The following is a 17,761-nucleotide window of genomic DNA, read 5'->3' on the forward strand; positions in this document are numbered from 1 at the left end:
ATATAGCTTGGTCAAAAACTATACCATGTGAGAGATTTAGTTATTAAACTTGTGCAAAGGTATAAAATTTAATTTTATGTATTGGCATCATACTTACGCAAATAGGCACTTGGTGTCATTTTGGTTCGGTTTTTAAACTGTCGGTTAAAATTAGAAACATTGTTAAATCCATTGGCATAGCAAACTTCCAGCACGCTGGTATCTCCAGCTTGTAGCATCCGGCAGGCATGCCCTATACGAATATCGTTAAGAAATGCTGAAAAGGTTTTGCGGGTTCGTAGCTTGAAAAAACGGCAGAAGGCGTTGGGGGTCATATTGGCTATTTCTGCTACTTCTTCAAGGCTGATCTCTCTTTCATAGTTACGCATCAGAAATTCAAATATATCGTTTATACGTTGGTTATCAGTTTCTTTTTGCGTGCTTTGATAGGTGATACCCGAAAGGTATTCTTTCTCAGCTGATATTGAAAGTGCATTCAGAATTTCAAGAAAGGTGAGGAGCTTTTCAAACCCATTTTTGTTTGCGATTGATTCAATCAAAACTGTTAAATCATTGGCTTCTTTGTTTCTTATTCTGAATCCTCTGGAGGCTTCATTGAGCAGACTCTTCAGGTGTCTGGTTTCTGGAATATCAAAAAAGTTTTCGCCTAAAATATCACCTCTGAAATAGATAGAAATGGAATAAGCACGCAGATTATTTGTGTAATATTCAGCATCACTCCGAAAAACATGAGGGAGGTTGCTACCTAAAAAATACATATCATACGGCTGAAATCTATCTACATTATCACCCACAAACTGTGTTCCGGTTCCTTCTAAGATAAGGGTGATCTGCCATTCAGGATGAAAATGGAGAGTGTCATAAAAATGGGGGAGGTCGTCAACCTGTACACGAAAAGATTCGGTTTCGGTCTTGGGAATCCGGAAGAGCAGGGGTTTCATTTAAAAAAACTGTGTTAGTGAATGAGTAAATTAATAAATAAGGATTTCTATTTGTACCAAACTTGTATTTTAATTAATAGTGGAGTCTAATTATATGGCAAAATCAATTAATGGAATTATTCTTAAAATTCTTGACTAACCTGGCAAATAATTGCTTTACTGATTGAAAAGGTTGTGCCCATAGTAACACAACCTTTTTCAATTAAAGATTTACCGGATATGATTTCAGTTATTCAAAATAAATACTAATTTACCCTTATATTAAATACCAAACAATTTTTTTAGGTAAAAAAGTATAACTACTGGTGAAACGAGCATAGGTTTTTACAGACTGTCTTCTTTAGCTTTGTATCGTAAAAACCGAATCATTTATTATCAAATACTCATAATATGAAACCTTCGTGGACAGGTGTTTATCCGGCAGTAACTACTAATTTTTTTCAGGACGAAAGTCTTGACCTGAAAACCTTCTCGTTTAACATTGACGAACAGATCAAAGCAGGTGTGCATGGCATTATTATTTGTGGTTCGTTGGGTGAAAACGGTACTTTAACCAAAGACGAAAAGCTGACCTTGCTTGAAACTGCTAAAAATACCATAGCAGGCAGAGTACCTTTAGTAATCTGTATTGCCGAATGTATCACCCGTGAAGCCATTGCTTTTGCCAGAGAATGTGAACAAACAGGGGCAGAAGGCTTTATGTTACTACCTCCTATGCGTTATCCTGCTGATGACAGAGAAACCCTGCATTATTTGCATAGAGTGGCCGACTCTACTGATTTACCAGTAATGGCCTATAATAATCCATTAGCCTACAAGACCTTTATCTCTATTCCGATGTTCAGGGAGCTGGCAGCGAACCCGCATTTTGAAGCCATGAAAGAGTCAACGGGTGATATTCGGTATATGACTGATATTATCAATGCATTGGGTGACAGATTCAGGATTTTGTCTGGTGTTGATGATCTGGCGTTTGAGAGTCTGGTAATGGGCGCTGATGGTTGGGTGGCAGGTCTGGTTGATGCGTTCCCGCGTGAAACTGTGGCTATATACGAATTAGTAAAGCAAGGACGTATTGATGAAGCAAGAGCGATTTATCGCTGGCATTTTCCGCTTATGCACTTAGATGTTTCTACTAAATTTGTACAGAATATAAAATTAGCCGAAGTTGCTACCGGATTGGGTACTGAGTGGGTACGCGAGCCTCGATTACCTTTGGTAGGCGAAGAACGTGAACGTGTATTGAAAATTATCAACGATTCGTTGGCTACCAGACCAGTATTACCTCAATTCTGATTAATGATATGGTAAAGAGTTTTTTTTGCATAGATGCCCATACCTGCGGGAATCCGGTAAGATTAGTTGCCGGAGGGGGGCCGATTCTGGAAGGTAAGAATATGTCTGAAAAAAGACAACATTTTTTACGTGAATATGACTGGATTCGGAAAGGATTGATGTTTGAACCACGTGGACACGACATGATGTCGGGCAGTATATTATACCCACCGCATGACCCAGCAAATGATGTGGCCGTATTGTTTATTGAAACCAGCGGTTGCTTGCCAATGTGCGGGCATGGTACAATAGGTACGATTACGATTGCTATTGAGCATGGGTTGATTCAACCAAAGAAGCCTGGCTTTGTAAGAATGGAAGCTCCTGCAGGTTTGGTAATGATTGAATACAAGCAGGAGGGCAACAAGGTGAAATCGGTGAAACTAACCAATGTTGCCTCGTTTTTAGCTGCTGAGAGTATTGAAGTAGAATGCCCTGATTTAGGTATATTAAAAGTAGATGTGGCCTATGGGGGAAATTACTATGCGATTGTTGATGTACAGGAGAACTTCCCTGGTTTAGAGCATTTTAAAGCTGACCAACTGATTGCCTGGGCAAGAGTGTTGAGAGAGCGGATTAATGAAAAACATACATTTGTACACCCTGAAAACCCGACTATCAACGGGTTGAGCCATATTGAATGGACAGGAAAAGTCATAGACCCGACCTCAACGGCACGTAATGCGGTTTTCTATGGTGATAAAGCTATAGACCGCTCGCCATGCGGCACAGGTACTTCGGCACGGATGGCACAATGGGCAGCTAAAGGTAAGCTTAAACCGGGTGATGAATTTGTACACGAAAGTATTATTGGTAGTAAATTTACTGGCCGGATTGAAGGTACTACCAAAGTAGGAGATTTTGATGCGATTTATCCAAGTATTGAAGGATGGGCAAGAATCTACGGTAATAATACTATTACAATTGATGATCAGGATGATCCTTATGCTTTTGGTTTTCAGGTGATATAAGACATTTTTAACAGACAATATTCATGGCTACAAAAACACGTTTGCCGAATGTGGTGATTATAGGCAGCGGTATCATAGGGCTATATTCGGCTTATTACCTTAAGCAGAAAGGACATAAAGTAACCATAATTGAGCGCACTGATGGGGCAGATGGTTGTTCGTATGGCAATGCAGGCATGATTGTACCGAGCCATTTTATACCATTGGCTGTGCCTGGTATGATTGAAAAGGGAATCAGGTGGATGTTTAATTCTGAAAGCCCTTTCTATGTTAAGCCACGCCTGAACTGGGATCTGATTTCGTGGGGATTGAAGTTTTATAAAGCGGCAAACCCTAAACAGGTTGAACAGGCAATGCCTGCTTTAAGAGATATAAGCCTTTTGGCCAAAAAACTTTATCAGGATTTTGCCAAAGAGGAGACAAATGATTTTTCTTTTGAAGAACGTGGCTTGATGATGCTTTGTAAAACTGAGCATAACTTTGATGAAGAAGCAGAGGTTGCCGAAACCGCCAATAAATTGGGTATTGAAGCCCGGGTATTAGATGTAGCTACACTGCATCAGGTTGAACCGGAAGTTAAACCCGATGTAGCAGGGGCGGTTTATTATCCTGGTGATGCTCATTTATACCCGAATGCGCTGGTAAAGAAACTGAAAGACCTTTTGCTAAAGCAAGGCGTTGAGTTTTTGTATAATACTGAAGTAGCAGACTTTGAGGTAGAAAACAGTAGGATTAAAAGTATCAGGACGCAATCTGGTGAAAGGGTTGCAGTAGAAGAACTGATAATTGCTACCGGCTCATGGTCGCCGATTTTAGCCAAGCAATTAAATATTAATCTGCCTCTTCAGGCGGGTAAAGGATACAGCATTACGCTTGAGCAACGGGATGGGAAAAAACTGAATATTCCTTCGATTTTATTGGAAGCAAGAGTAGCTATTACCCCAATGGCAGATAATCTGATTCGTTTTGGTGGGACGATGGAGATTGGAGGGATAAATCAGGATATTAATATGAATCGGGTAAGGGGTATTATTAAAGCTGTACCAGAGTTCTTTCCTGACTATCCGATAGAAGTACCCAGACAAGAAAAAGTTTGGTCAGGGTTACGACCTTGTTCACCTGATGGATTGCCTTATATCGGGCGTACCAGAAAATACAAAAACCTAATTATTGCATCAGGACACGCCATGATGGGTCTGAGCCTTGCACCAGGCACAGGGAAATTAGTACAGGAGATAGTTGACGATGAAAAGACAAGCATAGATATTTCTCTTTATAAGCCGGAAAGATATGACTAACCAGAAACACTTATTTGCCTTAGAAGAAGGCATCACCTATCTGAACGGAGCGGCTTATGCTCCTATGCTCAGAACTTCGATAGAGAAAGGCACGGAAGGTATGTTAATGAAAGCCAGCAGACCTTTTACTATTAATCCACAAAGCCATTTTGAACCAGCTCAAAGGGTACAGAAACTATTTGCCCGATTGCTTAATATTGACAACTCAGAACGAGTGGCTATTATTTCGGCAGTGTCGTATGGGATGGCTGTAGTGGCAAATAACCTGCACCGTCTGGCCGGTATTTCAACCAAAAAGCATATTATCCTGATTCAGGATGAATTTCCGAATAATGTGTATGCTTTTGAAAGGGTTTGCAGGCAACTTTCATTAAGCTATCATACAGTCGCGAAACCTGATACTTCAGAGAACCGGGGGCAATTATGGAATGAGAAGGTATTGAATGAAATCACCGATGAGACAGCCATGGTAGTGGTGCCTAATATTCATTGGATATATGGGGTTAAGTTCAACCTTGCTGCTATCTCAAAACGTTGCAAAGAAGTAGGGGCATTAATGATAGTTGATGCTACACAATCTGTTGGAGCTATGAGTTTTGATGTGAAGGAAATTCAGCCTGATGCCGTCATTTGCGCCGGATATAAATGGCTTTTAGGGCCATATAGTATAGGGTTAGCCTATTTTGGTGAATTCTTCGATGAAGGTATCCCAGTTGAAGAATCATGGTTGAACCGCATGGATAGTGAGAAGTTTGCCCAATTGATTCGTTATGAAAGGGCTTATCGCCCGTTTGCACAAAGATATAATGCAGGAGAATATTCGCAGTTTATCCAGTTGCCGATGTTAGAAGATTCGATCAGACAAATTCTTGACTGGGGGGTAGATAGTATCCAGCAGCATTGCCGGAGTATCACGCAAAAACCTTTAGAAGCTTTGCTTGGTTTAGGTTGCAGCCTTGAGCCGGAAACCTATAGAGGACACCATTTGTTGGGTATCAGCCTGCCTCAGGGAATCGATAACCAGGGCTTTACTGAACAATTATTGAATAATAAAATCATTATTTCCAATCGTGGAGTAGCAATCCGTGTATCACCGAACGTTTATAATTCCGAGCAGGATATGTGGGCTTTGGTTGAGATATTGGAGCGGTGTTTGAGGTAATATCAAATCAGTATAAAAGCAGAGCCAAGGCAATGCCCTGGCTCTACCAGATCGGTTATGTTCAGAACGCTTATTGATGCGTATAAATTTTCCTATACTATCAAGCTGACTGAGCAGGAGTAAACTCATTCTCCCATTTGGCTACAATAGCAGTGGCAACCGCATTGCCTGCGACCGAGGTAGCCGAACGACCCATATCAAGCAACCAATCTACTGCAAATAGAAGTATCAGACCCTCGGCAGGCAGATTAAATAAAGACATTGTACCGGCAATAACCACCAACGATGCACGGGGTACTCCGGCTATACCTTTACTTGTTACCAACAAAGTCAGCAACATCGTAATCTGCTGGCCTATCGATAAATCAATACCATAAGCCTGAGCAATAAATCCGGTGGCAAAGGTCATGTACATCATAGAGCCATCAAGGTTAAAAGAATACCCTAAAGGCAAGACAAAGCTTACAATTCTTTCGGATACCCCGAATTTCTTCAACTGCTCAATCTGCAACGGCATTGAGGCCTCGGAACTTGCCGTACTGAATGAGAGGAACAGGGCGTCTTTAACATAAGCCAGTAGTTTCCAGTAGGGTACTTTGGCAAACAGACAGATGATTGGCAGGACGACCAGTATAAAAAATGCCAGAGTGGCAAAGAAGCATATAATCAGATATAGATAGCCACCTAAAATACCTAACCCTTTTTGGGCAATAACGGCAGCTACTGCACCAAAGACAGCATAGGGAGCAAAACCCATTACGTATTCTACTATTTTGAACATTACTTCGGCTACTGCATCTAAACCTTTGATAATGACTTTGCCGTGGTTACCAATAGCGGCTGTGGCAATGCCAAAAAATATGGAGAACACTACTATCTGCAAGATTTCGTTGGTAGCTAATGCTTCAAAAAAACTCTGAGGAAAAAGGTGTGTAAAAAAGTTTTCCAATGTCATCTTTTTTGACTCTATTCCTGTGTCAGCTCCTGATTCAGGTAAAGGTATTTCCATCAGTTTACCAGGTCTAAGCACGTTAACAGCAACCAGACCTGTAAGGAGTGATAGAATAGTGGCAAAATAAAAATACCCTAAAGTTTTTACTCCGATACGCCCAACGGTTTTGAAGTCGCCTAATTTAGCTATACCAACTGTCAGAATTGAGAAAATCAGTGGCCCGATAATCATTTTTATCAAACGTAAAAAGATTTTGCTCAGCAAGTTGAGGTACACACTATAGGAGGCAAGTGCTTCAGGGTCGGAGGTTAAATAGACATTCATCAGGTAGCCAATGATGATACCCAAGGTCATGCCTATAAAAATTTTCCAGGTAATATTTAGTTTCATAATGAAGTTGTTTTCTCTTTCCCCCAAGAGAAGTATTGTTTAGGTTATGGCTCGGAATCTTTCACTCTTCAGGGAGTAGAGCATAATCCGGTTTTTTATTTCTTACAATAATGGTTAAAAAATATAAGTAGTCAAAATACTGGTATGATGAATGTTAATTTATTTAAGCATTTTAGTTCAAATTTTTTATTTTGAGTGATTTGAGAGCAGTTAAAAAAAAAGTTTTTTTGATTAAAAGGCCATAAACAACCGTAGAATAAAAATTTTCGTATATTCTGTAACATTCATAGAAATTTTACGTCTAAGTAATAGTAATTTTGAAACCTGAGAGTAGAAGTTTGCTTCTATGATCTTTATATTTAGGTGTTTCGTACTAACCTATTTTATTCAGACTCCCATCGTTTTATCGTATTCTGAATGAATTTCTAAAAAATACCGTATAACACCTATAGAGATCAGGGGTTTTTACTCTAAAATATTTAAGAAGAGTTTCAGAACTTTGTATTGTTCATTCAACTTGATAATATATAGAAAAAATGTTTACGCTTTTAGAAATCGGAAATAGTCTCAACAATATAGCCGTGATTTACCCGCTACAAATCCTTTTAGTTGGAGTATTGTTGTTATTAGGACTATATGTACTATATCACTCAACTGGATTGAGCAGAGGTTTTGGACAACGCAATAAATTTTTGAAGTAGAATTTTGTTTCATCATAGTGGTTAGGGTTGTAGCAAAAAGCCATCTTTATTAAGATGGCTTTTTTGTTGGATAGTGACTACTGGTTTTTACTATTTTAAACTTAATTATTTGATGGACTATCTATCTGGTAGTTTGCAGATAGCCTCTGATTTTTATCAATGATGGTAAAAGAAAACAGGGAATGTGTTGTATTATGGCAGAAATTGAATAATTGGCTCATTATCAGCGTTATTCTTATGATTAGCCATGTTTTTTTGTTTTAGAAACTAATAAATCTTTGATAAAGCGGATAGGATTTTTTTGTTTAAAGATTGGATATTGTTAATGATTGTTAATGATATAAATCAGATTAAACCATTTACGTAATATTAGCATCTAAAAGCTATAAATAAGGAGAAAATGAAAGAAATAGAAAAAAATACAATAAAATCTGCGCTCTTCTCAATGAAGAGGGGAGGTATTGCTGCCTCAATTTTGTTGATGGCAGGTTTGAGCCTTGGTACTATTGATACTTTTGCCCAAGGCAGGAGAGGAGAAAGAGAGGGTGGACATGCCGGCAATGGCAGAGGTGAGAGGAGTGGAAACTCTGAAAGAAGGTCTTCAGAACGAAGCAATGGCAATGATAGAATTGCCATGAGCCGAGGGAATGAAGGCCGTAGTTTTGAAAGCAGGGGTTCTGAAAACAGCCGGAGTGAGTCGAGAGGAAGTCGAATGTCAACTCCGGGAGCATCACCAAGAGTAGAAAGCAGAAGTTCCTCACCAAGCCGAAGTTCAAGAGGTGGAGAAGATAGGAGTGGAATTAGTCTGAACCGACCTGATAGAGTACAAACGCGGCCTGATGTGAGAATGGAGGGCAGAAGAGTAGAAACTCCGAGATCGGATAATGACCGTGGCAGTAGCAGTAGAGCCAATGATAATAACAGAGGTGGATCTTTTGGAGACAGAAGTAATAGAGGTAACGATGGTGACAGAAACAGAACCTACGGTGAGCGTAGTGGAAGGGATAATAACAACAGGAGCGGTTGGGATAACGGTAGAGGCGGTAGAGATGATAACTATAGCAACCGGAATGGACGGGATAATAACAGATACGACCGCAGAGGCTACGACAACAGAAGATATGATAACAATAGCAGAAGATTTGATGGCCGATATGGCAGCCCAAGCTGGAGATACTATAATCTGCCACGCCGGAATAGTGTTGTAAGGATATTGCCCACTTCTTGCTTGCCTGTGTATTATGGTGGTATCAGCTATCGTTATTATAACGGTATTTATTACAGACCTTACAGAGATACTTATGTAGTGTCGTTTCCTCCGATTGGTTTGAGAATAGGCATCTTGCCATTAGAGTGTCAGATTTATACATTCTTCGGCCGTCCTTACCATTACTATAATGGTACTTATTACAGACCTATCGGGAACGAGTACGAAGTAGTGCCACCTCCGGTTGGGGCATTGGTAGAGAGTATTCCTGATGGATATGAGCAAGTAATAATAGATGGAGAAACCTATTATATAGTAGACGGTGTGCAGTATAAAGCTGTAGTGTATGAAGGTGAGATATGGTATGAGGTAATTAAAATCAATTACTAAGTTGCTTTACATCTAAACGCAGGGATATGCCAGATGGCATATCCCTATTTTTTTATCCACTGCTCTAATACTTTCAGCCAGCCTTTTTTGATCTTCTGATAATCTTCAATGCAGCGATTTGTCATGGATAATGGCAGCATTTTCTCGCGTATTAAGGCTTGGTTCTGTATCGGATTTGAGCCATAGAGCATACAGATAATATGATAAAAACGTTGGTGGTCAAGCGAATGCTCGTCCCATAGTTCCAGGTTTTTCAAAGGAATGTTCTTTTCTGATTCTCCCATCAGATAAAAAGCAATGGCTCCGTCTAATACTGCGAGAGAACCTTTTTTGCTGCCATCTGCCAATAGAAAGATTGAAAAATTATCAACCGTATCTTCTTCCTTTCCGGTTACGGGTAAATCCATCAGGTCTATGAGGGCATGACCCATTTCATGATAAAAAATGAACAAGGTAGTATTAATTACCATTTCTCTCAATTGTGCCGGATTGTTCGTTTTTGTTTTAAACAACTCATATAAGTACGACACCATTTCATAACAGATGGTTACCTTTTTGGTATGCTCGTCATAAAAAGCGTTGCTGCTCTGGCATTCATCAAAGGTAATGTAGAGGTCTTCGGGCAATGCTAAATAACCGTTTATATCATTGGCAATTGCGTCTAATATTTTAGTACGCTTGATGCCCTCCTGAAAATCACTGAAAACAGAATCTTTGATATGGTCGTTCCAGACCACCTTTACATCTCCATAGTCGTTTGTTTTTGCCTGTTGAGAGAAAACTGTAAGAGACAAACAACTTATAAAACTGACAATCAGAAACTTCATATCGAATTGTAGGGCGGACCGGAGGTTCGCCTTTTTGATTTAGCAGAAAATCTTTGTTTTCAATAAAAACGTAAAAAAAACCAATAATGACACCAATGTAAAGGATATTTTAAAGAATCTCTGTTAAATTAAGTTAATAGCCAGAGATGATTCAACTTAAAAGCCGATGCTACCTAAAATATTTATATAGTAGATTTTTAGAAATCTATTCAATACTGAGAAACTGAAGCAATTAAGAAAAATAGTATATTTGTTTTGACCATTCACCTAAAATCAAACAATTTTAACTACCCGGTTTCATTATCAACAAAAAACCACTATGAAAAAAATTACCTTATTTATTATGATACTATCAGTTGTTCATTCTGTTCGGGCGCAAGACCGTGTTTACGGCAATGTCCGGGCTACCCGTTCAGAGGTAATTGCCCAGAATGGGATGGCTTGCACTTCTCATCCGCTGAGTACTCAGGCGGCAATTGAAGTTCTGCGTGCAGGAGGTACTGCTATTGATGCCGCAATTGCAGCCAATGCGATGGAAGGTATAGTAGAACCTCATATGAACGGCATTGGAGGGGATTTATTTGCGATTGTGTGGGATGCCAAAACCCAGAAATTATATGGTTTGAATGCTTCGGGTCGCTCTCCTTACAGCCTTACCTTAGCTGAACTAAAAAAGCGTGGATTAACGCATTTACCTTCTACCGGCCCCTTACCTGTTAATGTACCGGGTTGTGTAGATGGCTGGTTTGAATTGCATAAGAAATTCGGTAAGCTACCAATGGAAAAAATTCTTTCTCATGCCATTTCATACGGGAGAAACGGTTTTCCGGTGCATGGTGAGTTAGCCACTTCTTTGGCGGCTGTGCCTCGTTTGTACGGTATGTATCCGAATGTAAAGGAGCATTATTATCCGAATGGGCAGGTGCCTAAAAAGGGTGATATTTTCAAAAATCCTAATCTGGCCAATACTCTCGAAAAAATTGCTAAAGGAGGGCGTGATGCCTTTTATAAAGGTGAAATACCGCAGTTAATAGAAAGCTTTATGAAAAAGAATGGCGGGTTTCTGACAGCTAAAGATTTTGCCGACCATACTTCGACGTGGGTAGACCCTGTATCGACCAATTATCGGGGTTATGATGTATGGGAGCTGCCACCTAACGGGCAAGGAATATGTGTATTGCAAATGCTGAATATTCTGGAGGGTTATGACTTTTCAAAAATACGTTATGGAAGTACTGAACATGTACATTTGTTTACAGAAGCCAAAAAATTAGCTTTTGAAGACCGCGCCAAATATTATGCTGACCCTGAGTATGCTAAAATTCCGGTTAAACAATTGATTTCTAAAGAATATGCTGCTGAAAGACGTAAATTAATTAACCCTGATAGAGCCGCAGCCAGTTATGAAGCCGGAAACCCCGCATTGAAAGATGGGGATACGATTTTTCTGACTGTAGCTGATAAGGAGGGAAACATGGTAGCGTTGATTCAGAGTAATTACAGAGGTTTTGGCTCTGGTATGATGGCTGATGGACTGGGATTTATGTTTCAGGACAGAGGTGAGATGTATAGCCTGACCGAAGGAGAGAACAATACTTATGCACCACATAAACGCCCGTTTCATACTATTATTCCGGCATTTATTACCAAAGATGGAAAGCCATATATGAGTTTTGGCGTAATGGGGGGAGCTTTTCAGCCACAAGGACATGTACAGATTGTAATGAATGTGATAGATTTTGGTATGAATCTTCAAGAAGCGGGCGATGCCCCCCGTTTGAACCATGAGGGGTCATCTGAACCTACAGGAGAGAAAATGACTGATGGAGGAATGATTACTATGGAGTCGGGGTTTTCTTATGAAACAGTAAGAGGACTCATGCAAAAGGGGCATAAGGTCGGCTATATTCTGGGTTTGTATGGAGGTTATCAGGCTATCAGGTATGATCCTGAGCGGAAAACTTATACAGGGGCATCTGATCCCCGAAAAGACGGCCATGCGGCCGGTTTTTAAATAGATCAAGGAAAAGAAACCTGTTGTGTGGTAATTCCAGAACAGGATTCTTTTTTTAGTTTAGTTTGATGAATTTGTAATTAATAAGAATATGGCTGTTGCCAGGCTGAGTATCCCCCATGTCAACAAGAACTTTCGACGTTCTTTTCTTTTTTCATTCCCTGACATTGTTGAAATTGGTTTCACAGGATGACTGAAAGCCTTGATAAGGAAGTAAATGCCCCCTGAAAGCACGCCAAGGCTTGTTAAGAATATCAGTAGTGCCAGTACTCCATACCCACTGCATAAAACCCCACAGGTTAAATAAACACCAATGTAGGTGAGCACAAGACTTAATAAAAATAATAATACATATCCGATACGCCGATTACTGTATGGGTCGTCATCGGCGGTTTTCTTTGAAAATAAACGGAATTTATGTTTTAAAGGACGATTGCTCTTTTGTACTATTAATGAAGTAGTAGTTGTGTGGATGCTATCTGAGGGTATAGTAACTGCTGCCTTAGCAGCAAAAAAGCTGTTAGTAGAATATCCTAAGCCTCTGAGTTGATTACCTAACAGGATAGAGAGAAAAAGACTGCTTAAAAAAAGCAAACCGGTGCTGGTGAGCCGAAGCCTACGGTGCACCTCTTTGTTGAGCTTTTGCGACTGATATTTATAATTAGCCTGCACAAATGTGATAAGAAAAACCAGACCTAATACGGCTGTTTCGATAAAAGAAGTGGAAAGACCGGGTAAGAAATTATGGCCTATGCTGAATCCGATAATACTTTTAACAAATTCAAAAATAACGATAAGTGAGATAGCCTTTCTGGTGTTACGGCCTGCCCAGATAGAAATAAGATGCATAAGCTTTGGTTTTCAGTGAGTGGACTTTAAGCGTAAAACCAAAAGGCCTATGCTTTTGTTTTGCATAGGCCTTTGTATCAATAATTCTATAGTCTAATTTTCCTGTTCTTTTACCAGATCGGTCAGTAAATCAATCCATACTTCAGAGTCGTTAAGGCTTTCTACTAACTGCCAGTGTTCGCCACCGTGTTCTTCAAACATTTCTCTATATTCTTCGGCTACTTCAATGGTTGTTTCGAGACAGTCTGCTACAAAAGCCGGAGAATAGGCCAATACTCTTTTTATACCTTTCTGGGCTAATTCTTTTACCACATTGTCTGTATAAGGTTGAATCCAGGGGTCTTTTCCTAAACGTGACTGAAAACTGGTAGTATATGTTCCTTCTTTTAAACCTAATTCTTTTACCAGCAAACGAGTGGTTTCATAGCAGGAGGCTCTGTAACAATGTTGGTTAAAAGCATGAATAGTATCACAACAACTGCCAAGTTTGCAGGTATTTCCGGTACAGTCGGACTTAATCATCTGCCTCTCGGGCAAGCCATGATAGCTGAACACCACGTACTCATAATTACCTTTCTCAAGGTATTTACGACCATTATCAGCAAATGCTTTGATGAATTTTGGGTGATTGTAAAAGTAGTTGACAAATTTCAGTTGAGGGATTATCTGCCACTGGCTTATTACCCGCATCACTTCTTCATAGACCGAGCCAGTAGAAGCCGAAGCATACTGAGGGAAGAACGGCACAACAATGATTTTGCTTAAACCCATCAGTTGTAATTCTTTCAACCCTTTTTCTATACCTGGATTCTGGTAGCGCATTGCTAATCTGACAACATATTCATCGCCCAATGCTTGTTGCAGTTGTTTTTCGTTGCTTTCGCCATAGATTTTCAGCGGAGAACCCTTTTCTGTCCATAATTCGCGATAAACTTTAGCTGATTTAGGCGAACGGAAGGGGGCAATAATCAGATTAATTAAAAACCAACGGTTTGTATAGGGTATATCTATTACTCTGGCATCCATCAAAAACTCGCGCAGATATTTTCTTACATCAGGTACATTCGGAGTGTCAGGTGTACCTAAATTTACTATTAATACTCCGGTTTTTCCAAGCATAATCGTGCTAACAAATTTTTGAAAAGCGTAGGGGCTTTTCGAAGAATTATATAATTAAGTGTAAATAAGTAATCGTATTCTTAAGGCTAACTACAATTCTGAATAAAACGTTTCGGCAATGCCAATTTTTACAATGGAATATTTCCATGCTTTTTTCTTGGCAGGGTATCTACCTTATTCTCGAGCATTTTAAAGGCTTTCAAGAGTTTTTCTCTTGTATCCTCCGGTTTTATTACCTCATCAATATAGCCTCTGTGTGCGGCTTTGTAGGGGTTGGCAAATTTCTCGGTATATTCGTCTACTTTACTCTGCAACTCTGCCTGAGGATCTTCGGCTTCGCTTATTTCTTTTCGGAAAATGATTTCGGCTGCACCAGCTGCACCCATAACTGCAATTTCGGCCGATGTCCAGGCATAATTCATATCTGCGCCAATGTGTTTTGAGTTCATCACGCAATAAGCACCGCCATAGGCTTTACGGGTGATAACAGTGATGCGCGGAACGGTGGCTTCACAGAAAGCATACAGAAGTTTTGCCCCATGCATAATAATGCCATTCCATTCCTGGTCTGTTCCGGGTAAAAATCCGGGAACATCTTCCAGAACCAGAAGCGGGATATTGAAACAATCGCAGAAACGAACAAATCTTGCTCCTTTAATGCTGGCATCGATATCTAAAACCCCAGCTAAAACTGATGGCTGATTGCCTACTATGCCGATGCTACGCCCGCCCATGTGCGCAAAACCTACGACAATATTTTCGGCAAAATTTTTATGCACTTCAAAAAAACTATCTGTGTCAACCAGTTCTTCTATCAGTTCTCTGATGTCGTAAGGCTGATTAGGGTTTTCGGGGAGTAGATTTGCTAATCTGGTGCGCTTTTCATTCCCGTCTGAAGAGTAATTTGCAAAGGGTGGCAGATCTTCACAATTGGAAGGGATATAGCTGAATAATCTTTTTATATCATTGATACATTGTACTTCGTTAGCAGCTACGAAATGAGTTACACCCGATTTGGTTGCATGAGTGATGGCTCCTCCTAATTCTTCTGAGGTTACGTCTTCGTGGGTTACAGTTTTTACAACATTAGGGCCTGTAACAAACATATATGAGGTATTCTCAACCATGAAAATATAGTCTGTAAGGGCAGGAGAGTACACTGCTCCGCCTGCGCAAGGCCCCATAATAGCTGATATCTGGGGAATGACACCTGAGGCCAGGGTATTACGATAAAATATATCGGCGTATCCTGCCAATGAATTGACACCTTCCTGAATACGCGCACCACCTGAATCATTCAAGCCAATCAAAGGCGCTCCGTTTTTCATGGCCATGTCCATTATTTTACAAATCTTTTCGGCATAGGTTTCTGAAAGGGAGCCACCAAATACTGTGAAATCCTGGGCAAAAACATATACCAGCCGCCCTGCAATAGTACCATAGCCGGTTACTACGCCATCGCCTAAATAATATTCCTTTTCGAGTCCAAAATCTTTGCTTCGGTGCATTACAAACTTGCCGATTTCCTCAAAGGTGCTTTCATCTAACAGCAGTTCTATTCTTTCGCGGGCAGTGAGTTTTCCTTTTGCGTGTTGACTTTCTATTCTTTTTTTTCCGCCACCTTGCTCTGCTTCAGCATTTTTACGGTCAAGTATTTGGAGTTTTCCGAGATTCGATTTTGATGACATACCGGGTTCAGTGTCTTATGAGTTGAGCAAAACTAAGAAAACTGTTATAAAAATGTACAGAATGAAAGCATTTTTATTTAGGTTGACTTGTTTAGGGTGAAAATATGGCTGCGATGCGTTGCGGCATTATAAGCCAATACTTATGTGTTAATTAAAATGTTGAACCGAAGGCGGGTTTTTAAAAAAGGGTAATAAAAACGATCTATACTCTTTGTATAGGTCAGATTCCCGAAAACCTTTCATATGTGCTTCTACTGATTCCCAGTAGATCAGAAAAATATATTTATTTTCCTGTTCGAGGCAGTGTTTAGCTTCATAGGAGATAAAGCCCTTAGCACGACTGATTATAGTCTTTGCTTTGACGATAGCTGCTTCAAATTCTTTGTTTGTATCTTCTTTTATCTCTATGGTTACTAATTCCAATACTTTTTTCTCTGTTGCCTGAGCAATGGATAAATGCTGAGAGCACAGAAAGCCGATGAAAAGAAAGAATGTTTTCATTAGTTTTTTGCGAGTTTCTTTAGTGTCTTGTCAATCTCATTTTTTGCCAGCCAACGTCCGTTGAGCATTACCCCTTGTACCGAGCCAACGGCTGTGATGTCTTTTAAAGGATTGGCATCTAACAATACCAGATCAGCTACTGCGCCTTTTTTAATTACCCCAAGATTATCGTTTTTGAAAAATTTGCCTACATTAATAGTTCCTGTTTGTAGTGCCTGATAAGGTGTTAAGCCTGACTGAACCAAGTAATTCAATTCATGTTTCAATGAGAAGCCAGGCACACTAAATACCTGTGGAGCATCAGAGCCTAAAAGTAAACCAACTCCCTGACGCTGACACTCCCGGATAATCCGGCGTCTGACATCTATAAATTTCAGTACTGATTCGGGTTTATATTGTGGGTTTTTCATGGTGCTGTTTTTAGCTCTTGCCCAGCCGTCAAGCGTTGATTTATCCATATATTTCATTTCCGGCCACGATAATAAGCCTTCAGTGGTGCGGGCAGGTGATTGCCAGTGCTCGGCCAAAGTCTGGGTTGGCACGATCCATACATTGTTATCTTTGATGGTTTTCAGAATCTTATCTAATCTTGATACGTCAGCATTATGCCCTACGTATAAACCAAACAACCCTGCTTCGGCTTCGGTTAAGGTATCCAGACGTGGCATCATGGCTTCAATGATACCATCTAAATGGTCGATGGTAGCATAGCCTGCTTCGGCGGAACGCCATACTCCGACACCAAAAGATACGTGTCCGCCAAATGGCATATTTTCTTCTTTGGCTGTTTTTACAATTGCTTCAAAGTTATTTTTGGTAATGCCCGGATGCATTTTCATGAAATCGTAACCGACTTTTTTCTGGCTTCGTACTTTTTCGATGCCTTCTTCCGGCGTTTTGACACTTGCTCCGCTAAAAGATGGCCCGGATGTGTATAATCGAGGTCCTACTATTTCACCTGACTGAATCTTGCTTCGTAATTCTAAATGCAGTGGATGGCCTAACATCCCCCTGATGGTTGTGACCCCATTTGCAGCAAAGAGCAAGAGTACATCTTTCATAGGTTGAATATCGTCTATTGGTGGTACGTGGGCGTGCATTTCGGCCAGACCCGGCATCAGGTATTTTCCTTTGGCATCAATAATCAAGGCGTTTTTATCGTAATTAACTTTAGAGCTTATATGGGTTATTATACCATTTTTAACTACAACTGTCTGATTGTTGAGCACTGTTTCGGAAGTCATAGGAATCACCGATACATTTGTAAAAACTATTTCTTGCTGGCGGGAGTCAACCGTTTGCTGCGCCTGGCTAATAAATGAGATAAACAGGAGGATAAATAAGAGTTGTTTTTTCATAGTTATAGATGTGAGTTGGTTAGAAAATATAGTGCAATATAGGTAAAAAATTAATGGT

14 protein-coding genes are annotated in these 17,761 nt (G+C 40.0%); 6 read left to right on the top strand and 8 right to left on the bottom strand.

Annotated elements, in window-relative coordinates:
• Window positions 1–74: 74 nt before the first annotated feature.
• On the bottom strand, window positions 75–941 hold the full coding sequence (locus H1R81_RS01790; RefSeq protein WP_181838959.1) for an AraC family transcriptional regulator: 867 nt from the start codon (window positions 939–941) through the stop codon (window positions 75–77).
• Window positions 942–1,331: 390 nt separating this feature from the next.
• Here H1R81_RS01790 and H1R81_RS01795 point away from each other — a divergent pair, with 390 nt between their 5' ends.
• The 4 genes from H1R81_RS01795 to H1R81_RS01810 are packed head-to-tail and all read left to right on the top strand — an operon-like array spanning window position 1,332 to window position 5,707.
• Window positions 1,332–2,237: a dihydrodipicolinate synthase family protein gene (locus tag H1R81_RS01795; RefSeq protein ID WP_181838960.1), complete on the top strand. Its 906-nt coding sequence runs from the start codon at window positions 1,332–1,334 to the stop codon at window positions 2,235–2,237.
• Window positions 2,238–2,245: 8 nt separating this feature from the next.
• Entirely contained in the window at window positions 2,246–3,247 is a 1,002-nt protein-coding gene (locus H1R81_RS01800; RefSeq protein ID WP_181838961.1) for a 4-hydroxyproline epimerase, read from the top strand.
• A gap of 23 nt (window positions 3,248–3,270) precedes the next feature.
• Window positions 3,271–4,545 (top strand): FAD-binding oxidoreductase, encoded by a 1,275-nt coding sequence (locus tag H1R81_RS01805; RefSeq protein WP_181838962.1) that lies wholly within the window; start codon window positions 3,271–3,273, stop codon window positions 4,543–4,545.
• A complete protein-coding gene (locus H1R81_RS01810) occupies window positions 4,538–5,707 on the top strand; it encodes an aminotransferase class V-fold PLP-dependent enzyme (protein ID WP_181838963.1) in 1,170 nt (389 codons plus the stop codon). Before H1R81_RS01805 ends, H1R81_RS01810 begins: the two co-directional genes overlap by 8 nt.
• A gap of 100 nt (window positions 5,708–5,807) precedes the next feature.
• Here H1R81_RS01810 and H1R81_RS01815 read toward each other — a convergent pair whose 3' ends face one another.
• Window positions 5,808–7,049 (bottom strand): dicarboxylate/amino acid:cation symporter, encoded by a 1,242-nt coding sequence (locus H1R81_RS01815; RefSeq protein WP_181838964.1) that lies wholly within the window; start codon window positions 7,047–7,049, stop codon window positions 5,808–5,810.
• A gap of 1,101 nt (window positions 7,050–8,150) precedes the next feature.
• Here H1R81_RS01815 and H1R81_RS01820 point away from each other — a divergent pair.
• Entirely contained in the window at window positions 8,151–9,347 is a 1,197-nt protein-coding gene (locus H1R81_RS01820) for a DUF6515 family protein (protein ID WP_181838965.1), read from the top strand.
• Window positions 9,348–9,391: 44 nt separating this feature from the next.
• On the opposite strand, the gene H1R81_RS01825 is transcribed toward H1R81_RS01820, so the two are convergent.
• Window positions 9,392–10,174: a DUF4344 domain-containing metallopeptidase gene (locus H1R81_RS01825; RefSeq protein WP_181838966.1), complete on the bottom strand. Its 783-nt coding sequence runs from the start codon at window positions 10,172–10,174 to the stop codon at window positions 9,392–9,394.
• Between the two features lie 319 nt (window positions 10,175–10,493).
• Here H1R81_RS01825 and ggt point away from each other — a divergent pair, with 319 nt between their 5' ends.
• Complete coding sequence (ggt, locus tag H1R81_RS01830; protein WP_181838967.1) at window positions 10,494–12,188, top strand: gamma-glutamyltransferase; 1,695 nt, start codon at window positions 10,494–10,496, stop codon at window positions 12,186–12,188.
• A gap of 60 nt (window positions 12,189–12,248) precedes the next feature.
• Here the strand turns inward: ggt and H1R81_RS01835 are convergent, their stop codons facing one another.
• The 5 genes from H1R81_RS01835 to H1R81_RS01855 all read right to left on the bottom strand — a co-directional run bounded on the left by H1R81_RS01835 (window position 12,249) and on the right by H1R81_RS01855 (window position 17,703).
• Window positions 12,249–13,037 carry a hypothetical protein gene (locus tag H1R81_RS01835; RefSeq protein WP_181838968.1) on the bottom strand — a complete coding sequence of 263 codons (789 nt, stop codon included), beginning with the start codon at window positions 13,035–13,037 and terminating at the stop codon, window positions 12,249–12,251.
• Window positions 13,038–13,130: 93 nt separating this feature from the next.
• On the bottom strand, window positions 13,131–14,156 hold the full coding sequence (gene hemH, locus H1R81_RS01840; protein ID WP_181838969.1) for a ferrochelatase: 1,026 nt from the start codon (window positions 14,154–14,156) through the stop codon (window positions 13,131–13,133).
• A 128-nt stretch (window positions 14,157–14,284) separates the two neighbouring features.
• The gene (locus tag H1R81_RS01845; protein WP_181838970.1) at window positions 14,285–15,844 is read right to left on the bottom strand and encodes an acyl-CoA carboxylase subunit beta; all 1,560 of its coding nucleotides are present in this window, start codon (window positions 15,842–15,844) and stop codon (window positions 14,285–14,287) included.
• Between the two features lie 147 nt (window positions 15,845–15,991).
• Window positions 15,992–16,345 carry an antibiotic biosynthesis monooxygenase gene (locus H1R81_RS01850; RefSeq protein ID WP_181838971.1) on the bottom strand — a complete coding sequence of 118 codons (354 nt, stop codon included), beginning with the start codon at window positions 16,343–16,345 and terminating at the stop codon, window positions 15,992–15,994.
• Window positions 16,345–17,703, bottom strand: a complete 1,359-nt coding sequence (locus H1R81_RS01855) for an amidohydrolase family protein (protein WP_181838972.1) — start codon at window positions 17,701–17,703, stop codon at window positions 16,345–16,347. Before H1R81_RS01855 ends, H1R81_RS01850 begins: the two co-directional genes overlap by 1 nt.
• Window positions 17,704–17,761 lie beyond the last annotated feature (58 nt).

Source organism: Emticicia sp. BO119 (assembly GCF_013912375.1).
GTDB lineage: Bacteria > Bacteroidota > Bacteroidia > Cytophagales > Spirosomataceae > Emticicia.